This is a genomic window from Methanocellales archaeon, from assembly GCA_028715985.1.
Classification (GTDB): Archaea; Halobacteriota; UBA148; order UBA148; family UBA148; genus UBA148.
Map to the genome: position 1 here is coordinate 169,232 of JAQUQR010000002.1, position 19,226 is coordinate 188,457.

A 19,226-nucleotide genomic window follows, 5' to 3' on the forward strand; every position below is an offset into this window, starting at 1 on the left:
TACTTGTTTTCTATCTTTGTCTACTTTAATATTATGCTTTCATAGTAGATAAAGATATTGGCTTTATACCCAAAATTATCTTATGAAAAGCGGCACTGGTTTTGATGCAATCCAGAGTACTGCCCATACCAAGATGGGGAGATATAAAATCAGGATTCAGAACTCAGCGAGTTGGAAAGGTATAGACCGAAATCCCTTTTTTTATATATCTAGATATTATTCTATAAAGCAAGACTCTATAGAAATCAAGGTCTTATGGACATCTCGACCCCTTATTCATTCGAGACATTCATTTCATGGATAAAAACCAATACCTACATTTAACATCATCATATTTTACTTGCTTCAAAAGTTTTATATATCGTGGCGATATAACAAAAAGGGTAATGAAGAAAGTAACTATACCATTATTGGCAGTGTTGCTTGTAGCGACCATACTAGTTGCTCATGCAGGAATTATATTATCAACAATAGAATCAATACCAGTTGGACAACCGAAATTAGTAGAGCCTACTGCAGCACCAGCAGCACCAGCAGCACCAGCAGCACCAGCAGCACCAGCAGCACCAACACCAAAGCCAGCACCAGCTGCAGCACCTGCATCTATAGGCGACTTCGTAGTCACCAGTATAACCTGTGACCCAACTAGAATCATAGCAGGCAGTCCCATAGAGATAATAGTCACGGTGAAGAATGGTGGGGCAAGTGAAAGCACCCAAACATTGGTACTTAATGTTGATGGTGTTGAAGTAGATACCGAAGAGGTTACTCTTGCAGCAGGTGCATCCACAGAAGTCACTTTCAAACATAGGACTAAGACAACAACAAGTCCTGAAGAGCTGGGACAAGTTTTCCAGGGGGAAGAGGAAGAAGTCGAAGGAGAACTTCCAACAGAAAGGGATGTTACGGTTGAAGTGGGCGGAGTGACAACAACGTTTGTGCTAGCGCCGACGCCATTTATGCCAATTACGTAGGCATAGAGTGACACTTAAAGGAAAAGACATAGCAGGTCATTGCCATATTCCAAGTTCGCATTTCGGTCTACTAGAGAGGTGAATAGGGTTCAAATCGTTACATAAAGGCGACTTTAAGCAGACCCATGACATTTCAGGTAACGCAAAATTTCATCATGACAAAGTCCCAAACCAAATGCCCCATTATATTGATACCAGAAGACAGTTTTGGCGATTAATTGAACCCTTTCACCTAATATGTTAGTCTGCATATTGATTAATATATAAATAGTTCATGAGTTACCAACGGATAATACGAGTTCAGTACCTTGTAGAGCCCCCCACACGAGTGAAAGACCGAGGGCTGAGTGATACTCGATAAAAGTGGGAGGTATTAACCCATGGTATAACAAGGGATTACCCGCACGCCAAGCGTTCCAAGCTCTTCCATCATCAAACGAGAGATTTTGCCCACATCTTCCTTGCTGACAATCGCTTTTATTATCTGACCAGGCCTGTTTTTCTTCGTGAACACCGGAATGACGCATACTTCTCGGACCCCTGCCCTCGATAGCCTCTCAACTACATGACCAATGACCTCTCCTGTGACATCATCGACGTTCGTCTCCAACACGTAGATCTCATCGCTGATAGAGGCGTGCCCAGAGGGTTTTCCCAATATGACTCGAACGAGGTTAGGGATGGCCTCAAGATCTGCACCTCCGGCACCAAATCCAACAGCTTCAGCTTGCATCATAGGATAAAACGGGACGGGTTTACTGGTTAAGTTGACAAGGAGAGAAGCCCCTGTAGGAGTTGTCAACTCTGCTTCGACGGGCCCACCGATCATCGGGAAATTTCTTGACCGCAATATTTCAAGCGTTGCAGGGGATGGTACAGGAACAATTCCATGTGAGATTTTTATCAAACCGCCACCTACGGCGACTGGAGTTGAGCATATTAAGGTATCTTTGAGTGAAACCAAGTCCTCCAAGGCAGTTACAGCTCCTACGATGTCAGCAACAGTATCGGCAGACCCTAATTCATGCAAATGAACGTCTTCCAAGGCAGCCCCATGAACGTTAACTTCTGCTTCCATTAAAGTCCTTATGGAGCCCAATGCCATTTCTGACGCCTTGTCAGATAGATTTAAGTAATCTACGCAATTCTTAACAGCATTCATGATCTCAAGACCCGTCCTATGGTCATATTCCTCATCTATTACCACATTGACTTCCTTGGCCCGAAATCCCCTTTGGATGACGTCTTTAACCACAACCTCTATGCTGTTACAACCATTAACGAAATCTCTGGCCGCTTCCATGGCCCCTGTGACTTTTGACATATCTGCACCAAGGTCTAAAAGCGCACCTACAAGCATATTGCCAGCGATACCAGCAACTTGACAGTCAATCAGGATGATTGTTTTATTTGACATTTCGAGTTCCTCACTGCGTCTCAAACGATTAGCCTTAGATGCCTTAAATGTTATGTAATAGAGAAGTGCATGAAAGCTGAGAGAGGAGAGAATTAAAAAGTGAGAGCATCCCGTTAAGATAGGTCTAAATGATGAGATGAGGATGTCAGAAGGTATTGCGTACTTTATGGCATGCCTCTTAGAAACAGTGATAAAAAGGCAGGACATAACAAGCAGAGACCCCGTTGATTTACCTCAAGGAAATTACGTAAGGTCACAAGGATGCAAGAGGCTTTCGGTTCTAACATTAATTAAATAAATAAGCAAAGCTATCCAACACATATGCAGATTAAAGGACCAAGGCCCATATCTGGGTTGATGGTAAGAATTAAAAGTCTACGGAGATTCCTTATGAGAATTTTGGAGGTGACAAGAGATTCAGGTGTCTGAACTAGCGGGATGAAAATAAACTTGACAGGACCAAACATATCACGGTATATGGCTGTAAGGATAGTTTCAATCTGCTGATGTAGAAAAGTCATAGAATCGGGTTTTGCAGAAATCTTAATATCCGAATTAGAGAAAAGAGGGATATAGACATTTTCAACCTTGAAGCCATCTGCTGTGAAGCGTAGTTCACCTGTTGGATTCTCCAGTCCCAGAGTGACCCAGCAAATAAAGAAGCAAATAAAGATGAAATGAGCCTTCTACAAGACCTGAGAAAACCATTTATAGCATTAATCTGATTTATTTATTCATAAAAAAGAAGTAAAGGAGGCATAAGGGGTGGCTGAACCAAAACCATGCGATTTCGATTTTAGTTACGATAAGTTGTTTGAGAGGAATTACGGCATTTTCACCCGCGATGAACAGGAGAAGATTAAAAATGCAAAGATAATGCTCATAGGCTGTGGTGGCATGGGTGGAGCGATGGCCATAATTCTGGCGAGGAGTGGCGTTGAAAACTTCGTGCTGGTCGACCCTGATGTCTATGAACCCACCAATACTAACCGCCAGCTATGCTGTTTTGAGGATACCTGCGGACGACCAAAGGCGACAGTTACCAAAGAACACCTTATAAAGATAAATCCTGGAATAAAAGCCGAAACCTATGAAAAGGAGATGCCGGTAGGATCTCTTGAGGATTTGATTAAAGAGGATGTCGATGTGCTGATAGGCGTTGCTGACGATTTCCCCTTCGCTATATTGGCCATGAGGATGGCAAAAAAGAAGGGCATACCCTGTGTGATAGGATACCCTACAGGAATGCTCGCTCGGATAACCACCATCCTGCCGGATGGTCCGGAAGCAGAGGAGCCTTTTGGGATTCCCAAGGGCTTGAGTTATAAGACGCTCCATAGCATCATGTTCTCCAAAAAGTACAGGCAGATGTTCAGAGGTACCCTCGAATACTATAAAAATGAAGGGGAGTGGACCGATGAGTGGTTCGAAAATTTCGTCAACACTGACAAGTATCCCTTCCCGCAGATAGCTCCTGTGGTTTTGGCTGCGGCCTCGTTGGCTTCCTTGGAGGTCTTGAAGCTAGTAACGGGTAAGTGGGAGCCGGTGGCTGCGCCTAAATACTGGCACATAAAACCAAATTACGCTTCCATCGATGAATTCGCCCCTCCTGATATAAAGAGAAAGTTTGGCTCAATCATCTTAAAAATAAAGGAAAAATTTGTTGGTTAGGGGCTTAGAAGTCTCTTGAGCCTCCGCTTCATATATTTTGCGGATAGTGTCAACAGCAAGTAAATAGGCCACTTGCCCCTATGCATGTACATGCTGGAGTACTCTTTGTAAAGCAAGGACATCCATCTAAAATTATGCTCCCAGCTCTTGATGATTAGCTCCCTATGGAGATCGTTCAGATCCTTAATGTTGAAGCTTTTCTCCCTTGAATGTGAGACAAAAAAAAGTGGCACCAGCAAACTTTTAAAAGTTTTTAAGTCCTCTACTAATCGTATGGATTCCTCTACGTCTCTGTCTATTTCATCCGGAAGACCTATTAAAAGTGTGGCAGCTGGAACCCAATTATTTTTCATGAGGGTCTCAAAAGCAACGATTACATCTTCATACCACCCCTTACTTTTTTCAAAAGCGGGTTTACCCCTCATGCACTTTTTAATCAGCCTTTGGCTCCCGGTCTCCACACCTACCTGGGCTCCAAGAAACTTTTGCTCTCCACCCAAATTCAATAGCTGCGATATTTCTCCGATGAGATCCGGTGCCTGCAACACCGAGGATATGGAGAAGTGGCTAATATCGATGAATTTAACCTCTGGAAGCCGTTTAACTTCTTGGAACAACTTTATTACGGATTCCTTATTCACAGTATACCCATTTGACCCATAGAGAAGCACATCTTCTGCATGGAGGATAGGGGTGGACCGCCCATATCTCAGCGTGGTCACAACGTCTTTTAGGATGTGCTCCAGCGGCATATCCCTTTTTTTGGATGACGCCAATGAACAGTGAAGGCAGCCTCTCCCACATCCTCGGGATATTTCCACGAGCCCGTTCATGCTGGGACCAAGAATGTGTGGGATCATTGCTGCATCTACCGGTTGACCATGGATAAACTCAGGAATAGGCTCACCCTGCAAGATATCGTGAAAAAGATTTGGCACGACGCTCTCTCCTTCGCCCAAAACAACGCAATCAATGCCAAGTTTATCTTTTTCTTCATCATTTTCGAGCTGCCAGGCACCTGAGCCACCCAAAATTACTTTCGGCTTGTAACGGGTTACCACAGGATTGTTGAGCAGAGCCCTGAGTTTTATGGGCATGTAAGCCTCCCCTCTAAACATCTGGGTAAACGTGGACGTTGCCGGACCTATCCCCAGCGGGTCCATCTCACTGAGACCCAATATTTTCGTATCCGGACCAACAGCCTTATCAAGGTGGTCAGGATGAACAACAGCGACCTGGTCTCTTTTGAAACCTGAATTTAAGAGCGATGATTCGATAACCCTAAGCCCGAGAGGGGCTGACAATGGCAATCCGTCAACTGCGACTTTTGTAGGAGGGCAGAATACATTAAAAAATATCCATTCAGGTATCAGACTCTCGGGGAAACATGAGATGAACCCAAGGAAGATCCCTCCCCCATAATCACTAAAAAGGGTCCTGTCGGATGTCAAAACAATTTCATAACCATTCACTTTCATTCACCCAACGATTACTTAGAAATAATTATTAGATGTCTTTAAGGTATGTCCTTTGATTAACGTTTACCTTTTTGGTTCTGATTACTAGAGGGGGATACCTGAAAACCGTTAATTTTGCGGAGGTGTATTGATCGTAGTGTAGGGATTTAGGCTTACCAGCTCTCGCTATTTTTGGATAAGAGAAGAGAAGATAAAAGAAGATAAATGAGGGCAAACCATTTAGTTTTCAATCCAAAATAGATGTTTGAAATCCCCGTTGAAATCTTGAAATCCGATTAGACGCGGTCCGAGGACATTAGGATAATTTCTAAGATGACGTATTAAGATTTTGTCCCATTGAAATACCTTATTTAGGATAGATACGCCCCTGATCGTTAAAGCATTTAACGTCTGATATCAATACTGGCTTTTAGCGATGTGACGACCACTGAGAGAATTATTATATTGTATGGCTTCCATTTAGTGCTTTGCTGTATATCCGTCAATTTAATTATTTTTTTATCAAAGTAATGATGACCCAATTGGATTATTGGATCAAAGAAGAGCATCCTAGGTAAATACTAAGGACTTTGATATAAATTTTTATCAAGGAAGGAACTTATTGGTTCCCCTAGACCCTAAAAAGGATTAGACGAGAGCTTTCAAAGCCCTAATTCAGAGGTACAGATTCAAGGAGATCGGGACAAATCTTATTTCTCATATAACATTGTATTGGAAAGCATACCCAAGAAAGGTTTATGTTCGTTCAGAGGGAGATTTTTCACGTAGGTGGTGAAATCAAATGTCAGGGGGCTATGTTAGAAGATTTCTTAATTTAGATCTCTCTAACGATAAGATTAAAGAAGAAAGGCCAGAGGAGGGAGTTTATAGAGATTTTCTTGGAGGGACGGGCTTAGGTGTATGGCATATCTACAACAACCAGAAGGCGGGGATTAACCCCCTGGGCCCAGAAAACATAATAGGGTTTGTGACAGGTTTACTAAACGGTACGAAAGTTCCTTTTTCTGGAAGATACACCGTGGTAGGAAAATCCCCTCTGACTAAGACGTGGGGGGATGCAAATTCCGGAGGTTTTTTCGGCCCCGAGTTAAAACAGGCAGGTTATGATGCCATCTTCATCAAGGGCATCTCCAAGAAACCTGTTTACTTATGGATTAATGACGGAAAGGCTGAAATTCGAGATGCCAGCCATCTATGGGGCAGGGACACTACTGAAACTTTAGACATTATCAGAAGTGAGGTAGGAGATGAGAAGGTTAGAGTGGCATCCATCGGCCCTTCCGGAGAGAAGCTCTCTTTGATTTCTTGCATAATTAATGACAAGGGGAGGGCAGCTGCCCGCAGTGGATTGGGGGCTGTGATGGGGTCAAAGAAATTAAAGGCAATAGCAGTGAGAGGCACCGAAAGAGTTCCGATCCATGACCAGAAAAGGTTAACAGATGTCAGGGAACGAATGCTAAAATCCATAAGAAGGAGTCCTTATCCCCCAACCAAACTTATGATGACCTTGTTAAAACCGATTATGCCTTGGATTTTAAGAAGAGGCGTAGTTGGCATGCCTGACGTGGGCTATATAACGGAATCGTATATTAAATATGGAACAGCCATGGGCATGGCCCCTTGTTCGGAGATGGGGGATTCTCCTTGTAAAAACTGGGCCGGGGTGGGGTTTCGGGATTTCCCGATGAGAGCCAAGTCTTACAAGATAAGCGATGACCATGTTGTAAAGTATAACAAAGGAAAGTATGCATGTGCTGCTTGCCCTATTGGGTGTGGGGCAATTGTAAAAATTGAAGGAGGACCCTATGCATTGGAGGAGGGACATAAGCCAGAATATGAAACTCTGGCAGCCTTCGGATCAATGACCCTAAATGATAACGTAGAGTCAATCATAAAAGCTAACGACATCTGTAATCGCTATGGAATCGATACCATTTCCGCCGGGGCAACCATAGCCTTTGCAATGGAATGTTACGAGAATAGCATACTGACCAAGGATGACACAGATGGCATCGAGCTGACATGGGGGAATACGGAAGCGATTATCCGAACTCTAGAGAAATTGGCCAAACACGAGGGATTCGGCGAACTGCTCGCAGACGGGGTGAAAGTAGCAGCAGAGAGAATCGGGAAAGGGGCAGACGAATATGCCATGCACGTACATGGACAGGAGGTCCCAATGCACGATCCGAGGCTAAATCCGAGTTTTGCCACAGCCTATGTTGCCGATCCCACGCCAGCACGACATACAAAAGGTGGAGCCGGCATCCTTGAGTTGGGTCTTTCTTCCAATCCTTTTAAAGACGTTAAGCTTCCGAGGATCAAGAGGTCCCAATACAAGGGTAAAGGAGAAGTGCACGCCACCCTAAGCAAAATTCACATAACATTGGACTCTCTCGGGATGTGCCAATTCTTGGGCTATTTTGGCTCGTTTCCCATTATTGATGCCATAGAAGCTGTCACTGACTGGGATTTTTCAACCGAAGAGCTTATGAAAACAGGAGAGAGAATTCAGGCTTTGAGACAATTATTTAATGTTCGAGAGGGGATTAGACCGTCCGATTTCAAATTACCCGATAGGATTAGGGGGGTTCCTCCATTACCAGCAGGTCCAAGCGCAGGAATGACCATCGACTTGAATTCCATGGTGGAGGAATTTTACAATGCTATGGATTGGAGCTTAGAGGATGGCAAGCCTTCTGAAGAGAGGCTAAAGAGTTTAGGATTAGCAGAAATGTCAATTTGAACTTAGATAGCATGACGGGTTAAGACCTGGAAACAAATAAGAGCCAACCCGAGTAATTCAAAGGATTAAACTCTAGCAACCAAGTCGATGGATAGTTAGATAGTAGGATAGGATGATAACAAGAAGATAGTAGAATAATAACAAGAGTCTTTTTATAGAGTTATATGCATAAATTAGCACATACGTGATTACATAGTACAATGAAATGCCGGAGCCTGCTTTCCTAATATCATTCGTTGCAAGTAAAAGACGATTTGATTTAATCATGAGAGACTATTTCTTTAGCGGTCAATCAGAGATGAAAAATAGGGGATGAAAAAAATGGGAGATGAAAAAATTAAATGGGAATTTGAAAAATTGTTAAATCATCCAGACCCTTATCATATACCAATCAAAGAACTAAAACAAATGAAACTTAAAGCCTTTAAACAAGCCCTTGCTTATCACTTCGAAAATTGCCCTGAATACAGGGAATATTGTAAATTACACAAGGTAAAGCCGAGTGATATAAAAACCTATGAGGATTTGGCTAAGATGCAGCCAATTCCTTCTGACATTTTCAGAGATGCGAAAAAGTTGGTGTTGAGCGTTCCTGAGAGTCAAATAGTAACAGTTTTCACTACCAGCGGAACTTCCGGCACACCCAGCAGATATCCGTTCGATATGGAAAATATGAAGAGGATGGCCCCTGGAATTGCGAAAGGGTTTCTACAGGTTGGTGACTTAAAGGGAGGGACCATTATCATGCTAACACCATCGCCAGAAGAGTCAGACACGGGAATGGTTCAAGGATTCCATCATGCCATGAAGTTTTTGGGGTACCCCGATGAGAAGATAATTTATGCTGTGAGGGAGGGAAAATTTGAACCCGAATATGTCATAGAGGCTGTAGAAAAATCCGAGAGACCCCAGCATTTATTTGGCCCGCCTTTTGCTTTCGTGGAACTGGTAAATTATTTGAAGGCAAAAAAAATGACATTAGAGTTGGACAAAAAAAGCAGATTATTGACATCTGGCGGTTGGAAGAAGGTTAAAGGAGAAATATCGAGAAATGAATTTGAGAACCTCTTATCAGAAGCGTTTGGGGTGGAAAAAAATCAGTTCAGAGATACGTACGGCCTGACAGATGTGATGTCAGGAATGGTTGAATGCGAATATCACAAAAAGCACGTACCACCATGGATACACGTATCGGTTAGAGATCCTGCAAACACTGATAGGGAAGTTTCCCCTAATAAGGTCGGTCTTATTACCTTCTCTAGCTGTTTGATTTACTCTTATCCGGCATTCTCAATGCCCGGAGATATGGCAGTGGCTGAAGAGGGGACCTGTAAGTGTGGCCGGATAGGTCAGATAGTTGAACATAAAGGGAGAATAAGTAAGTTAGGTGCTCGTGGCTGTGCTCTCAGACTTGAACAATTCATGAACATAATCACAAAGGAAAAATAAAGATGAAGGTAACGATTCCATCAATAATCTCTGGAGATTTAAAAGAAGGCAAAGATAAGTCACTGAAATTCACCACAGAAGAGGTTGAGATCCTATTCCCAGAGATTGAAGATGTAGATTTAGAAAAGATCAAATCTTCACCAAAGGATATTCATGAGCTTGCCCTTGATGAGATAATCTCTTTTTACAGCAAAGTCGGTGTACTATGGAAAGATAAAGAGTATCCTCTGAGGAAAGATGCCATTGACCTCACATCTAAGGTCACTAGCTATAGCAGAGAGATGATAGAATATGCCTATGACTTATCTGCTGAGATGCTTTCTGAGAATTATTTGGAGCATTTGGTGGATGCGGAGTTAAGAGATAAAAAGTTCTTGGACGACTGGATTAAGATAAAGGATGTCCTTTTTCACGCTCAGCCGAGAGGGAGAGTTTTACATATACTGGCTGGGAATGTCCCCCCTATAGCGGTTATGTCCATGATAAGAGGGAGTCTTACAAAGAATGCGAATATACTAAAGCTTCCTAGCGGCGATCCAATAACCTCAACTTATTTTGCGCTGTCTTTTAGGGATGTCGATAAGGAGCATCCAATAACAAGAACTACGTCGGTCCTATATTGGGAAGGGGATTCAAAGATTGGTGATGAGCTCATATCCTTATCCAATGCTATTTGTGTTTGGGGAGGCAGAGAGGCCATTGAATCTGTAAGAAGGAAGAGTGGTTATAATACTAAACTCCTAGAATTTGGCCCCAGGAGGAGTGTGCAATTGATCGGAAAGGAGGCATTTAAAAACCTGAAAGAGGTTACAGACAAGGTTGCTCACGATCTTGTATTATATGATCAAGAGGCATGCCATAGCCCTCAATTTGCCTTTGTTGAAGGAAATGGAGAGGAGTTTTGCAAATCATTGGCCAAGAGTTTGAGAGAAGAGGGGGAAAGATTGCCCAAAGGCTTTGTTGATATAAATAAGCATGCTGAGATAAGCCACGAAAGACTGATAGCCAAATTTTATGGTGAAAAGGTATTTGAGTCAGAGGGAACGGAATGGACTTTAATAATATCAAAGGATGTAAAAAGAGCACTTAGACATCCTTTAGGCAGGACGCTGTATCTATTTACCGTTAAGGATTTAAGAGAGGCCTTACCACATATTGACAGCAGTATTCAAAGCGTGGCAGTTTATCCTGAAAAAAGGATAAAGGAGTTCAGGGATGAGTTGACTTTGAAAGGCGCTGATCGCATAACCCACATTGGAAACATGGGCTACTTTGCACCCGGAGCATCACACGATGGAATTTTTCCTTTATCTGATTTAGTTAGGTGGGTAGAAATCGACTATAAAGATTAAAAATTTTGATACAAAAAAACCATTAGTCAACAGCGATTTATAGCACTCACCAAAACCTCAGGTTGCATCAACTTGCCTTTACTCCGCAATATGAGCCGGATATGGGTGTTTTCTATACGGTCTGCTTAGATTCTCATTTAACTTCATCCATAACCAGATAAGATTTATTGCGCTTAACAGTATTTCCGATGGTAAAAGTTGTCAACCAATCGACGGTTAGATGTTAAGATAATAAATAATAAGAACAGTTGAGTAAACTGGCATTCAACGAAACGAATAGAGAAAAGGTTATATGCTCTGTGATGAAACTGAAAGTTCTAATAAAAATACAAAAGTTTAGTTGGAATAGGCTAATTAACGTCGCTACTATAATGCACCCAGAGTAAGTATCATAGTGAGATGAAACTTTGAGGATATTGCTAATAAACCCCGCATACGATGGAAATTGGTTTCAATTTCACCCGTTGAAGAAGACATTTTCAGTATACGCAAGCGGAGTTTCGCCTCCTCTGGGCCTCTTATACATAGCAACTGTGCTAGAAAATCAAGGCTATGAAGTTAGTTTGATAGATAACGACGCTTTAAAATGGTCTGATGAGGAACTATTGGAGTATATAAAAAAAATCCAGCCGGATGTGATCGGATTTAGCATTTTAAATGCATCCTGTTTTAACGCCCACAGATTGGCAAAGGAGATAAAAGATAGACATCCTGATACAAAAATAATGTACGGGGGCCCATTAGCAACGATATACCCTGAAAGGCTTATGAATAAATACGGTTTTGTGGATTACCTGGTACAGGGAGATGGGGAGTATACAACACTTAATTTGATTAGAGAGCTAGAAAACGAGCAAAACTTGAAAGATGTCAGGGGATTGGTTTATAGAGAGGACAAAAAACTAGTTTTTAATGAAGCAGCACCCCCAATAAGAGACCTGGATGACTTGCCATTTCCAAATAGAAACCTTCTCAAGACGAACTACGACCTTTCCCTATCCTGGGGGGATTTCAAAGTTAGATTTACGGTAGGCAAATATACTGGAATGCTAACATCCCGTGGATGCTCCAATTCTTGCAGATTCTGTTACGCCCGATCTAAGCACGACGGATGGCGCGGAAGGTCTGCTAAGAACGTCGTAGACGAGTTGGAGTTTTTAGATGGCCGGGGCTATAAACACGTTTTTTTTGTAGATGATAATTTTAGCGCAGATAAAAAGAGAGTTTTCGAAATTTGCAAACTAATTAAAGAGCGTGAACTTGATATCTATTGGAGCGTTGAAATGTCGGTTGAAAATGGGTCATACGAAATGTTCAAAGCGATGAAAGAGGCTGGTTGTGATTCCATTTTGTTCGGATTTGAAAGCGCAAATCAAAGAATATTGGACTATTACTGCAAGCGCATAACTCCCGAGCTAAGTAGGAAAACCGTTGAGGATGCTAGAAGAGCTGGCATAAGTTGCATCATAGGCACGTTCCTTTTAGGTGCTCCAGACGAAACCTACGAAGAAGCCAAAAGAACAGTTGATTTCGGATCCTCCTTGGACTTGGATGCTTTAATTTTATTTCCCCTGTCTGTAAAGCCAAATACGCCAATTTGGAATGAACTGAAAGAAAAAAGATATCTGACAGATGATTTTATTGAAAAAAGGTGGGAGGCCCCCCATATAAATATCTATGAGTTAAACAGTAAACTATCGAAAAGAGAGCTGGACACCCTGATAGAAGACGGCTACACGAAGTTCTTGTGGAGGGGAGAATACTTGGCTAAGCACATTTATAGAAATTTCAGACATAAATTCAGAAGGATATGGATGGCAAAAAATTTGCGAGCGATAGCACCTTTTTTAAAGGCCAGTTTAAAAACAAGGATGATGAAATGAAATAAACACGAAAATGAGCTCGAAAGTTTAAAATAGTACTATTTAAAGAGATATTCACATGAACGTTAAATCGAGATTTAATGTTTTGAGGAATCCTGTTGCCCTGATATCGGCTGTTTTTATCATTTTGTCCATGTGCTTTTACTGGTGGAGAATTTGGTTCGTCGAAACGACGGGTGGAATAGGAATTGAAGTCTACCCACATTCTTTAGTTGGTCGCATTCCTGAACCGGAGATGGTACCGGATATTGGGCACAGTTTACAGTGGTTCTTCGTTGTATTGGTAATCATGATCGTGGTCATCGTCATTGGGAGCTTTTTGAAAAAGAAGATCGGGATACCTTTGATCCTTCTTGCAAGTTCACTGTGTTTAGCCATACACTACGTCTTTAGGATGAGGCTACAAGCGAGAATAGATAAAGCGGTAGTGAGTAGTATGATAGTACTACCGGATTTACCAATTGAAGGCGAAATCTTTATGGAGGGATATACCATCGCTACGAATTTCGGACCTGGTTATGATCTCATATTGGTGGCTGGCATAATAGGTATCCTATCCATCATACTTCACGACAGAATCAGGATTAACTTGAAAAGGTCTTGAGGTTTTGACTTTATTTTATTTTATTGTAGTATGTTTTTTATGCCTTGCCGCACTCAGAGGTGGCTAGCATTTATACTAAGCCATCGGAATCGACGAAGCCATTAAAGACTTAGCCCAAACCGCGGAATTTTCCCATTCAAAGGTTATACTTTATCTCGCCTCGAATGCCCATGTCTGACCAGGGACAAGCCGCTATGCAATTGGCACAAGACGTACGGTTCATTTGCCAAAAGATGTGGCATTTTACAACGTCGACGGGCCATCTCAGTAGGCCTGTTCGATTAGAAATGGAAGTAGGTTCAGTGGTGCGCTCTCCGAACTTGATGGCTCCCATAGGGCAGCTTTTGGCGCAGAGGACACATGACTCGCAGAATCTTTGTATCCTGAATTCGATCGGCTTGTCCGGCTTCAAGGGCAAGTCGGTTAACACCTTGCAGAGCCTAACTCGTGGCCCGAACTCAGGAGTTATGAGTAGACCGAGCCGCCCAAGTTCCCCCAGGCCGGCGTCAATGGCAAGTGGGATGCTCTGTCCTAGATCATTACCGGCTGGAATGGCGGGATACCCCAACCCATTAATGTAAGCGGCTAGTGAAGGTGCAATGAAAGCCATCTTAGAGTAGCCGACGCCAGTTGCCGCACTCGCTTCCCACCCCGGAGATTTCTTTATATCCTCCCATTTCATTTCGATGGCTATTACTATTGCATATTTGTATGGAGCGTTTAATTCAACATGTTCTTGAGTATTCCTGTCGTAGTAGTGAGAATACACCCAGCGCTGGTTAAGTTCACAGATACCAACCAGATCCGCCCCAAGAGACTTAGCCACATACTTAATTCGCTCCGACATCTTTGCCGGATCAGAAACCGGGAGTTTAACCTTGCTCACTGCTATGTTCCAATCGTAAAGGTCTTTATATTTGAGACCCCCGGGGCCTGCATTGCCACTGGGTCCCGCTTTCCTATGCACATACCAACCACTGGTTTGAAATGCATTTCCCTCCAACTCTGCCATATCATCAGATATTACTCTTAAAGGAGCCTCTGCACGTCTCTTTTTGTACTCCTCATCCCACACAGATCTGCTAAACACTTCATTCTTCTGATCAAATTGCTCAATTGTCTCTACCACAAAATCATCATAGGTGGGTTTATCGACCTTATTGATGTAAGTAGGTCTGCCCTCACTCTCCCTTATGGATGTCGGTGTGGGTTGATGTTCTGAGTCAACGTGGACTCTCAAGGCACCCAACGTACTGAACGTCCCATCGCAGTATGGACAGGCGTATCTGTTTATTTCTACTTCTTTGACTTCCTCCACTTCCTTAAGTACCTCTACAGGTACTTCTTTTATTACTTCTACAGGTACTTCTTTTATTACTTCTATAGGTACTTCTTTTATTACTTCTACAGGTACTTCTACTTCTTTTGGGGGCAATAATAGAGATACGCCTCCAGATCCGACAGCTATGCCAGCTACAAATCCACCTGTACCTGCAAGGAGCTCTCTCCTCGTTAACTTTTCAAATTTTTCTTCTTTCTGTTCCTCTGCCATTTTCTGTTCCTCCAGGACACGCCACCATTATATGAACAAAGCATACTTAATTAGATGAGAATATATGAGCAGTTATGTATATATAAGCCTTCGTGCATACTTGGTTTTAACATGAGTGAAGAAAGATTTCTGAAATGCATAGCAGACAATAACAGGAGACAAATCCTATGGTGCCTGGGTGGTAGCGAGAGGTGCGTTAACGACATAATGGAGCAAACGAATCTGGAACAGACACTTGTTTCATTTCATCTCAAGGCACTTAAGAGATGCGGATTGGTAAAAAGCAGGCGGGACGGAAAGAAAATAATGTACAAAGTTACTCATAAGGGTGTGATAAGCGCCTTAAAATTTGTTAAAGAAGTAGCTTCAGACGTCAGGGAGTTGAGTTCGTGTGCTGAATGTGAGCCGCCCCAACTAAAAAATTCCATTAAAAAGGAATCAATGTCTTTGAGAGATGCCTAGAATCTGGGGATTTGGATCGTTTTCAGTGGGACCATGCCTTACATACCCGTAGCAGTCTAGCTATTATTTAGTAGACATATACCAAATAGATTTTAGAAAAGGCCATTAACACAACAAAACATTTATAGGAGTGATGATTCATATAATCCATGTCATTAGTATTTCTATTTAACACAGTATAGAATATCATCACATTATATATGCTATGCAAACACAAGGGAGTGACGAAAATGAAGAATAAAATCGGTCTGGCATCTCTGTCCATCCTTGCGGTGGTTCCTGTCCAGGTTGGGGCTGTAAAGAATTACACGCTTACCGCTTCAGCAGAAAAGAAAGAGGGGCAAATAACAGTTTCTGGAAAAACAAATCTGCCAGATGGTTGCGTTTTGGGAGTGTTTATCGAAAGACCCTATTGGAGAAAGGGATTGCTTGTTCCATTAGATGCACATGAAGCTGAACGGATGCTTATAGACACACCCCTTTGGGAAAGGGGAGATGACACCACTTATACGGGACACATGGCTTTCGGAGAGGCAACGGTTGAAAAGGGAAGCTATGAGGTCAGCTTAACGCCCGATGACGTGGGATGGTACGACAATGCCATAATGCTCATCGAGCTGGGCCTGTGGACGGATTTTGAAAGAATATCTGATGATTTGGCAATATCGGTGATTTTTACGCCCAAAAGGGATCAACCGGATTCCGTTTACGCCATTCTGGGCAACAATGCTGAAAATTTGACGGGCGAACAGGTCGAATTCTCCGGTCATTCCAACATTTTAAAGGCGGAAACGACGTTGAAGGTGCATTTCCTTCCTCCTAGCGCCTATAGGACTACTTCAGCGGAGAAACCAACCGTGAAATCCATCGAAATCAGGGACGCCATCGTGGATAATTGGGGGATAGATTCAGAAAGACTGGATATAGCAGATGCTATGGAGATTACAGTATATATCAAAGACGAAAACGACAGAGTTATTGACACCAATGGCAAATTAATACTTGAATTATATGAAAGGAAGACCGATGTTCAGGACGGGGAATCAGCCAAGGGTGAATTGTTGGATAGATGGGAAGAAACCATAAGCGAAAGAGCGATTAAGGGCGAAGCGGGCGAATATAGACTTATGTTGGTATTTTCCAGGGAAATGCCACTTGTCCATAGCATCTTACAAGCAACGCTGATTACACCAGATGGTAAAAGCTTTGATGCAGTCAAGGATAATATTTCATTGATATATCCCCCATTCCTAAGTCAAGTGTGATTAACTAGTGCCTCGTTCTGATAAGGTTTCATTAATCCTCGTTCTGATAATTAATATTTGTCCCTAAATGAATGAGCGGGGAAGGGTGTTCTCGACAAGAGCAGAGCGCCTGAAATCGACCGATAACCGATACTACCTGACAGGCAGGATTTTTCTTGATTGAAAGTGGTGTACATCAAAAACATCGGCATGGCTAAAAGACAGGACAGGAAGGAGTAATCGCACCATTGAAATTTGAACAGGACAGTGGATTCTGACTATTCGAGTTGTTTTGAATTCAGTAAAACATCGTCAACAGTTCTTTGTCTATGTCCAGTATTCCAGAAGTCATTTTTGACGCCCCCAAATAGAATTCATTCTCAGTTTCGCTTTCAATCTCATCGCACAAGCCAGGGACCCAGTTCAAGACATGCTCATTTATAAAATCTCTTTGAAAATTGAAGCTAGCTTCGGATTCTTCCGCATTCAAGCTCAGCAGGGTTTTACGCATGCCCTTACACAGGTGGGTTACGAACTCACATTCAACAGCTATGTGGTCCTCTTCTTTCGGAAAGTCTTCCGGAATCGTCCAGCCCCTTTTTTCATATACGTCTCGTAAATCGTGCAAGATGCCATCAGATTTTGTGATATAGCGCCTTTCCAGCGCTTTGATCTTCTCTCCAAAAAGGTCCCTGTACTCCCTGGAAAGTAATTCCCTTAACTCTTTTTCATCGGAAAATGTCTCGACGAAATCGCATATCTGCACATATCCTTCCATGAAATCATTTTCTTCGCCCTTCTCCTCTCTGTATTGTTTGAAAAAATCTTGGGTAATGCCATACAGAAGTTTGGAGGATGGCTCTCCCTTGAAGATTTCTGCTACAAATTTGTACATATGCATCCTTACACCAACTATATAGAAGATGTTTTGAGGAATTTTTGACATTGAAATCGACCTCTTTTTACTTTACGATGTCAGTCACAAACAACTTTGAGACTTTTATAACTTTCTCCAGTTCAATCGAACTGTTGGGACACTTTTTGACACATGCCCCGCAACCGATGCAAAATCCATGATCGAAAATAAGTTTGCCGTCCTCGATCTTCAGGGCATTGGTCAAACATGCCCTTGTACAATCTCCGCAGAGGTCACAAGTCTCCTCATCGATTTTGATAAAACCGAAGGGCAATAAATCTCCCCTTAGGTCTCCATCCTTAAGAACGCTTTTTAACATCAAAAGCAGGTCTTCTCGCTTATTCCCTAAAAATTCCCCTACCCTGGTTATATTTAAACGGTCCATGGAATTGATTTTTTCGAAAAAATTGATCATGTGTTCATGAAGTTTATTTGAGTCTCTGGAGGTACTTCTGAAGACAGAAAGCCTTTCTTCAAGACACGTTTTTTCGAAGACGCTTTTAAAAGTCCTCTCTAGATTCACAATGTATTCTTTAGAACCTTTTTCACATGGATCACAACCACATAAAAGGATACCTTGCGAGCCCAAAACAAAACTCATCAAAATGTGGTTGAGGTTAATTTGACTCAGACATGAAACTGGTACGGGAAGGATATCTGCCGGATAATTAAGCTTTTTTAACCCAATTCTATCTAATGTAATCTTCGCGAGGTTGTCGCAAACAAATAAGATTATTGGCATTCCTATCAGGCGCTTGGAAGAGAATGGCTTCTTCTTTACAAAACTCGTTAGCATGGATTTTATGTTTCTCTCGATATTCCCTTGATTCTTGGAAGTCAGCAGTCCGAGCGGACAGACAGATATACAGATCTCACAGCCGTTGCACAACTCGGGATCTATGGATAACCCACTCGATATTGCTCCATGTGGGCAGCTATCGATGCATATGGAACAGGAGTCGAACCTGTAACCTGGGCAGGATTCCACCCTGCCAAAAATTACTAAGTCTTCCACTCGCCTCAAGCCAAGAACCACCACGATCTCTTTTAGGTCTTCACCCGGCTCAAAATCCCTTCTGTTTTCAACGTTCATCATCTCCTTAAATATCAGTCTTTTAGCTTTTTCCGTAGCTTCAGATTTGTCTTTATGAACCCACCCGGACATCTCCCTAATATCAACGAGAGATAGGTTCTCCTTTGGGAAATGACTGTATCTTAGAATGTCGTCGAACAAAGTCTTGTTTGAACAACCAGCTATAATGAGATGGTCAGGATTCTTTCTTAGACGGTAATGAATCTCACTTAGCCCATCGATATTGCATAGGCTATTGCTCGTGATCGCATTTACAACCCCTTTATCCATCATGGACTTGGATATGGACCTAAAATTCAAGGGGAGACTTTTATCACAGGAGCAGAGAAGTAAGACGATTTCCTTTTTTATATCAGTCATAAATAAAAAAAAGAGTTACCCGGTC

The 19,226-nt window shown here is 42.3% G+C and carries 14 protein-coding genes; 9 read left to right on the plus strand and 5 right to left on the minus strand.

Annotated features, from left to right (window positions below):
• Positions 1 to 386 precede the first annotated feature (386 nt).
• A complete protein-coding gene (locus PHI74_03400; GenBank protein ID MDD5485059.1) occupies positions 387 to 974 on the plus strand; it encodes a CARDB domain-containing protein in 588 nt (195 codons plus the stop codon).
• 373 nt (positions 975 to 1,347) lie between these two features.
• On the opposite strand, the gene larC is transcribed toward PHI74_03400, so the two are convergent.
• Positions 1,348 to 2,391, minus strand: coding sequence for a nickel pincer cofactor biosynthesis protein LarC (larC, locus tag PHI74_03405; protein ID MDD5485060.1), 1,044 nt, complete (start codon positions 2,389 to 2,391; stop codon positions 1,348 to 1,350).
• Between the two features lie 765 nt (positions 2,392 to 3,156).
• Here larC and PHI74_03410 point away from each other — a divergent pair.
• The gene (locus PHI74_03410) at positions 3,157 to 4,062 is read left to right on the plus strand and encodes a ThiF family adenylyltransferase (GenBank protein MDD5485061.1); all 906 of its coding nucleotides are present in this window, start codon (positions 3,157 to 3,159) and stop codon (positions 4,060 to 4,062) included.
• Here PHI74_03410 and PHI74_03415 read toward each other — a convergent pair.
• Positions 4,059 to 5,540 (minus strand): radical SAM protein, encoded by a 1,482-nt coding sequence (locus tag PHI74_03415; GenBank protein ID MDD5485062.1) that lies wholly within the window; start codon positions 5,538 to 5,540, stop codon positions 4,059 to 4,061. The genes PHI74_03410 and PHI74_03415 overlap by 4 nt on opposite strands.
• A gap of 781 nt (positions 5,541 to 6,321) precedes the next feature.
• Here PHI74_03415 and PHI74_03420 point away from each other — a divergent pair.
• The 5 genes from PHI74_03420 (at position 6,322) to PHI74_03440 (ending at position 13,574) form a co-directional block, all read left to right on the plus strand.
• Positions 6,322 to 8,286, plus strand: coding sequence for an aldehyde ferredoxin oxidoreductase family protein (locus tag PHI74_03420; GenBank protein ID MDD5485063.1), 1,965 nt, complete (start codon positions 6,322 to 6,324; stop codon positions 8,284 to 8,286).
• Between the two features lie 312 nt (positions 8,287 to 8,598).
• Positions 8,599 to 9,735, plus strand: coding sequence for a hypothetical protein (locus PHI74_03425; protein ID MDD5485064.1), 1,137 nt, complete (start codon positions 8,599 to 8,601; stop codon positions 9,733 to 9,735).
• Between the two features lie 2 nt (positions 9,736 to 9,737).
• Positions 9,738 to 11,087 carry an acyl-CoA reductase gene (locus PHI74_03430; GenBank protein MDD5485065.1) on the plus strand — a complete coding sequence of 450 codons (1,350 nt, stop codon included), beginning with the start codon at positions 9,738 to 9,740 and terminating at the stop codon, positions 11,085 to 11,087.
• A gap of 407 nt (positions 11,088 to 11,494) precedes the next feature.
• Positions 11,495 to 12,970: a radical SAM protein gene (locus PHI74_03435; protein ID MDD5485066.1), complete on the plus strand. Its 1,476-nt coding sequence runs from the start codon at positions 11,495 to 11,497 to the stop codon at positions 12,968 to 12,970.
• A 58-nt stretch (positions 12,971 to 13,028) separates the two neighbouring features.
• Positions 13,029 to 13,574: a hypothetical protein gene (locus PHI74_03440; GenBank protein ID MDD5485067.1), complete on the plus strand. Its 546-nt coding sequence runs from the start codon at positions 13,029 to 13,031 to the stop codon at positions 13,572 to 13,574.
• A gap of 136 nt (positions 13,575 to 13,710) precedes the next feature.
• Here the strand turns inward: PHI74_03440 and PHI74_03445 are convergent, their stop codons facing one another.
• Positions 13,711 to 15,126, minus strand: coding sequence for a reductive dehalogenase (locus tag PHI74_03445; GenBank protein MDD5485068.1), 1,416 nt, complete (start codon positions 15,124 to 15,126; stop codon positions 13,711 to 13,713).
• Between the two features lie 111 nt (positions 15,127 to 15,237).
• On the opposite strand from PHI74_03445, the gene PHI74_03450 reads away from it, so the two are divergent.
• On the plus strand, positions 15,238 to 15,588 hold the full coding sequence (locus PHI74_03450; GenBank protein MDD5485069.1) for a metalloregulator ArsR/SmtB family transcription factor: 351 nt from the start codon (positions 15,238 to 15,240) through the stop codon (positions 15,586 to 15,588).
• A gap of 230 nt (positions 15,589 to 15,818) precedes the next feature.
• On the plus strand, positions 15,819 to 16,853 hold the full coding sequence (locus PHI74_03455) for a hypothetical protein (protein ID MDD5485070.1): 1,035 nt from the start codon (positions 15,819 to 15,821) through the stop codon (positions 16,851 to 16,853).
• 277 nt (positions 16,854 to 17,130) lie between these two features.
• On the opposite strand, the gene PHI74_03460 is transcribed toward PHI74_03455, so the two are convergent.
• Together PHI74_03460 and PHI74_03465 are read right to left on the minus strand one after the other, a co-directional pair.
• The gene (locus tag PHI74_03460; protein MDD5485071.1) at positions 17,131 to 17,778 is read right to left on the minus strand and encodes a molecular chaperone TorD family protein; all 648 of its coding nucleotides are present in this window, start codon (positions 17,776 to 17,778) and stop codon (positions 17,131 to 17,133) included.
• Positions 17,779 to 17,794: 16 nt separating this feature from the next.
• The gene (locus PHI74_03465; protein MDD5485072.1) at positions 17,795 to 19,201 is read right to left on the minus strand and encodes a 4Fe-4S binding protein; all 1,407 of its coding nucleotides are present in this window, start codon (positions 19,199 to 19,201) and stop codon (positions 17,795 to 17,797) included.
• Positions 19,202 to 19,226: the final 25 nt, after the last annotated feature.

Coding starts and splice junctions, on each gene's coding strand:
- PHI74_03400 (MDD5485059.1), top strand. CDS start 387: ATGAAGAAAGTAACTATACCATTATTGGCAGTGTTGCTTGTAGCGACC.
- larC (MDD5485060.1), bottom strand. CDS start 2,391: ATGTCAAATAAAACAATCATCCTGATTGACTGTCAAGTTGCTGGTATC.
- PHI74_03415 (MDD5485062.1), bottom strand. CDS start 5,540: ATGAAAGTGAATGGTTATGAAATTGTTTTGACATCCGACAGGACCCTT.
- PHI74_03420 (MDD5485063.1), top strand. CDS start 6,322: ATGTCAGGGGGCTATGTTAGAAGATTTCTTAATTTAGATCTCTCTAAC.
- PHI74_03425 (MDD5485064.1), top strand. CDS start 8,599: ATGAAAAAAATGGGAGATGAAAAAATTAAATGGGAATTTGAAAAATTG.
- PHI74_03430 (MDD5485065.1), top strand. CDS start 9,738: ATGAAGGTAACGATTCCATCAATAATCTCTGGAGATTTAAAAGAAGGC.
- PHI74_03440 (MDD5485067.1), top strand. CDS start 13,029: ATGAACGTTAAATCGAGATTTAATGTTTTGAGGAATCCTGTTGCCCTG.
- PHI74_03445 (MDD5485068.1), bottom strand. CDS start 15,126: ATGGCAGAGGAACAGAAAGAAGAAAAATTTGAAAAGTTAACGAGGAGA.
- PHI74_03450 (MDD5485069.1), top strand. CDS start 15,238: ATGAGTGAAGAAAGATTTCTGAAATGCATAGCAGACAATAACAGGAGA.
- PHI74_03455 (MDD5485070.1), top strand. CDS start 15,819: ATGAAGAATAAAATCGGTCTGGCATCTCTGTCCATCCTTGCGGTGGTT.
- PHI74_03460 (MDD5485071.1), bottom strand. CDS start 17,778: ATGTCAAAAATTCCTCAAAACATCTTCTATATAGTTGGTGTAAGGATG.
- PHI74_03465 (MDD5485072.1), bottom strand. CDS start 19,201: ATGACTGATATAAAAAAGGAAATCGTCTTACTTCTCTGCTCCTGTGAT.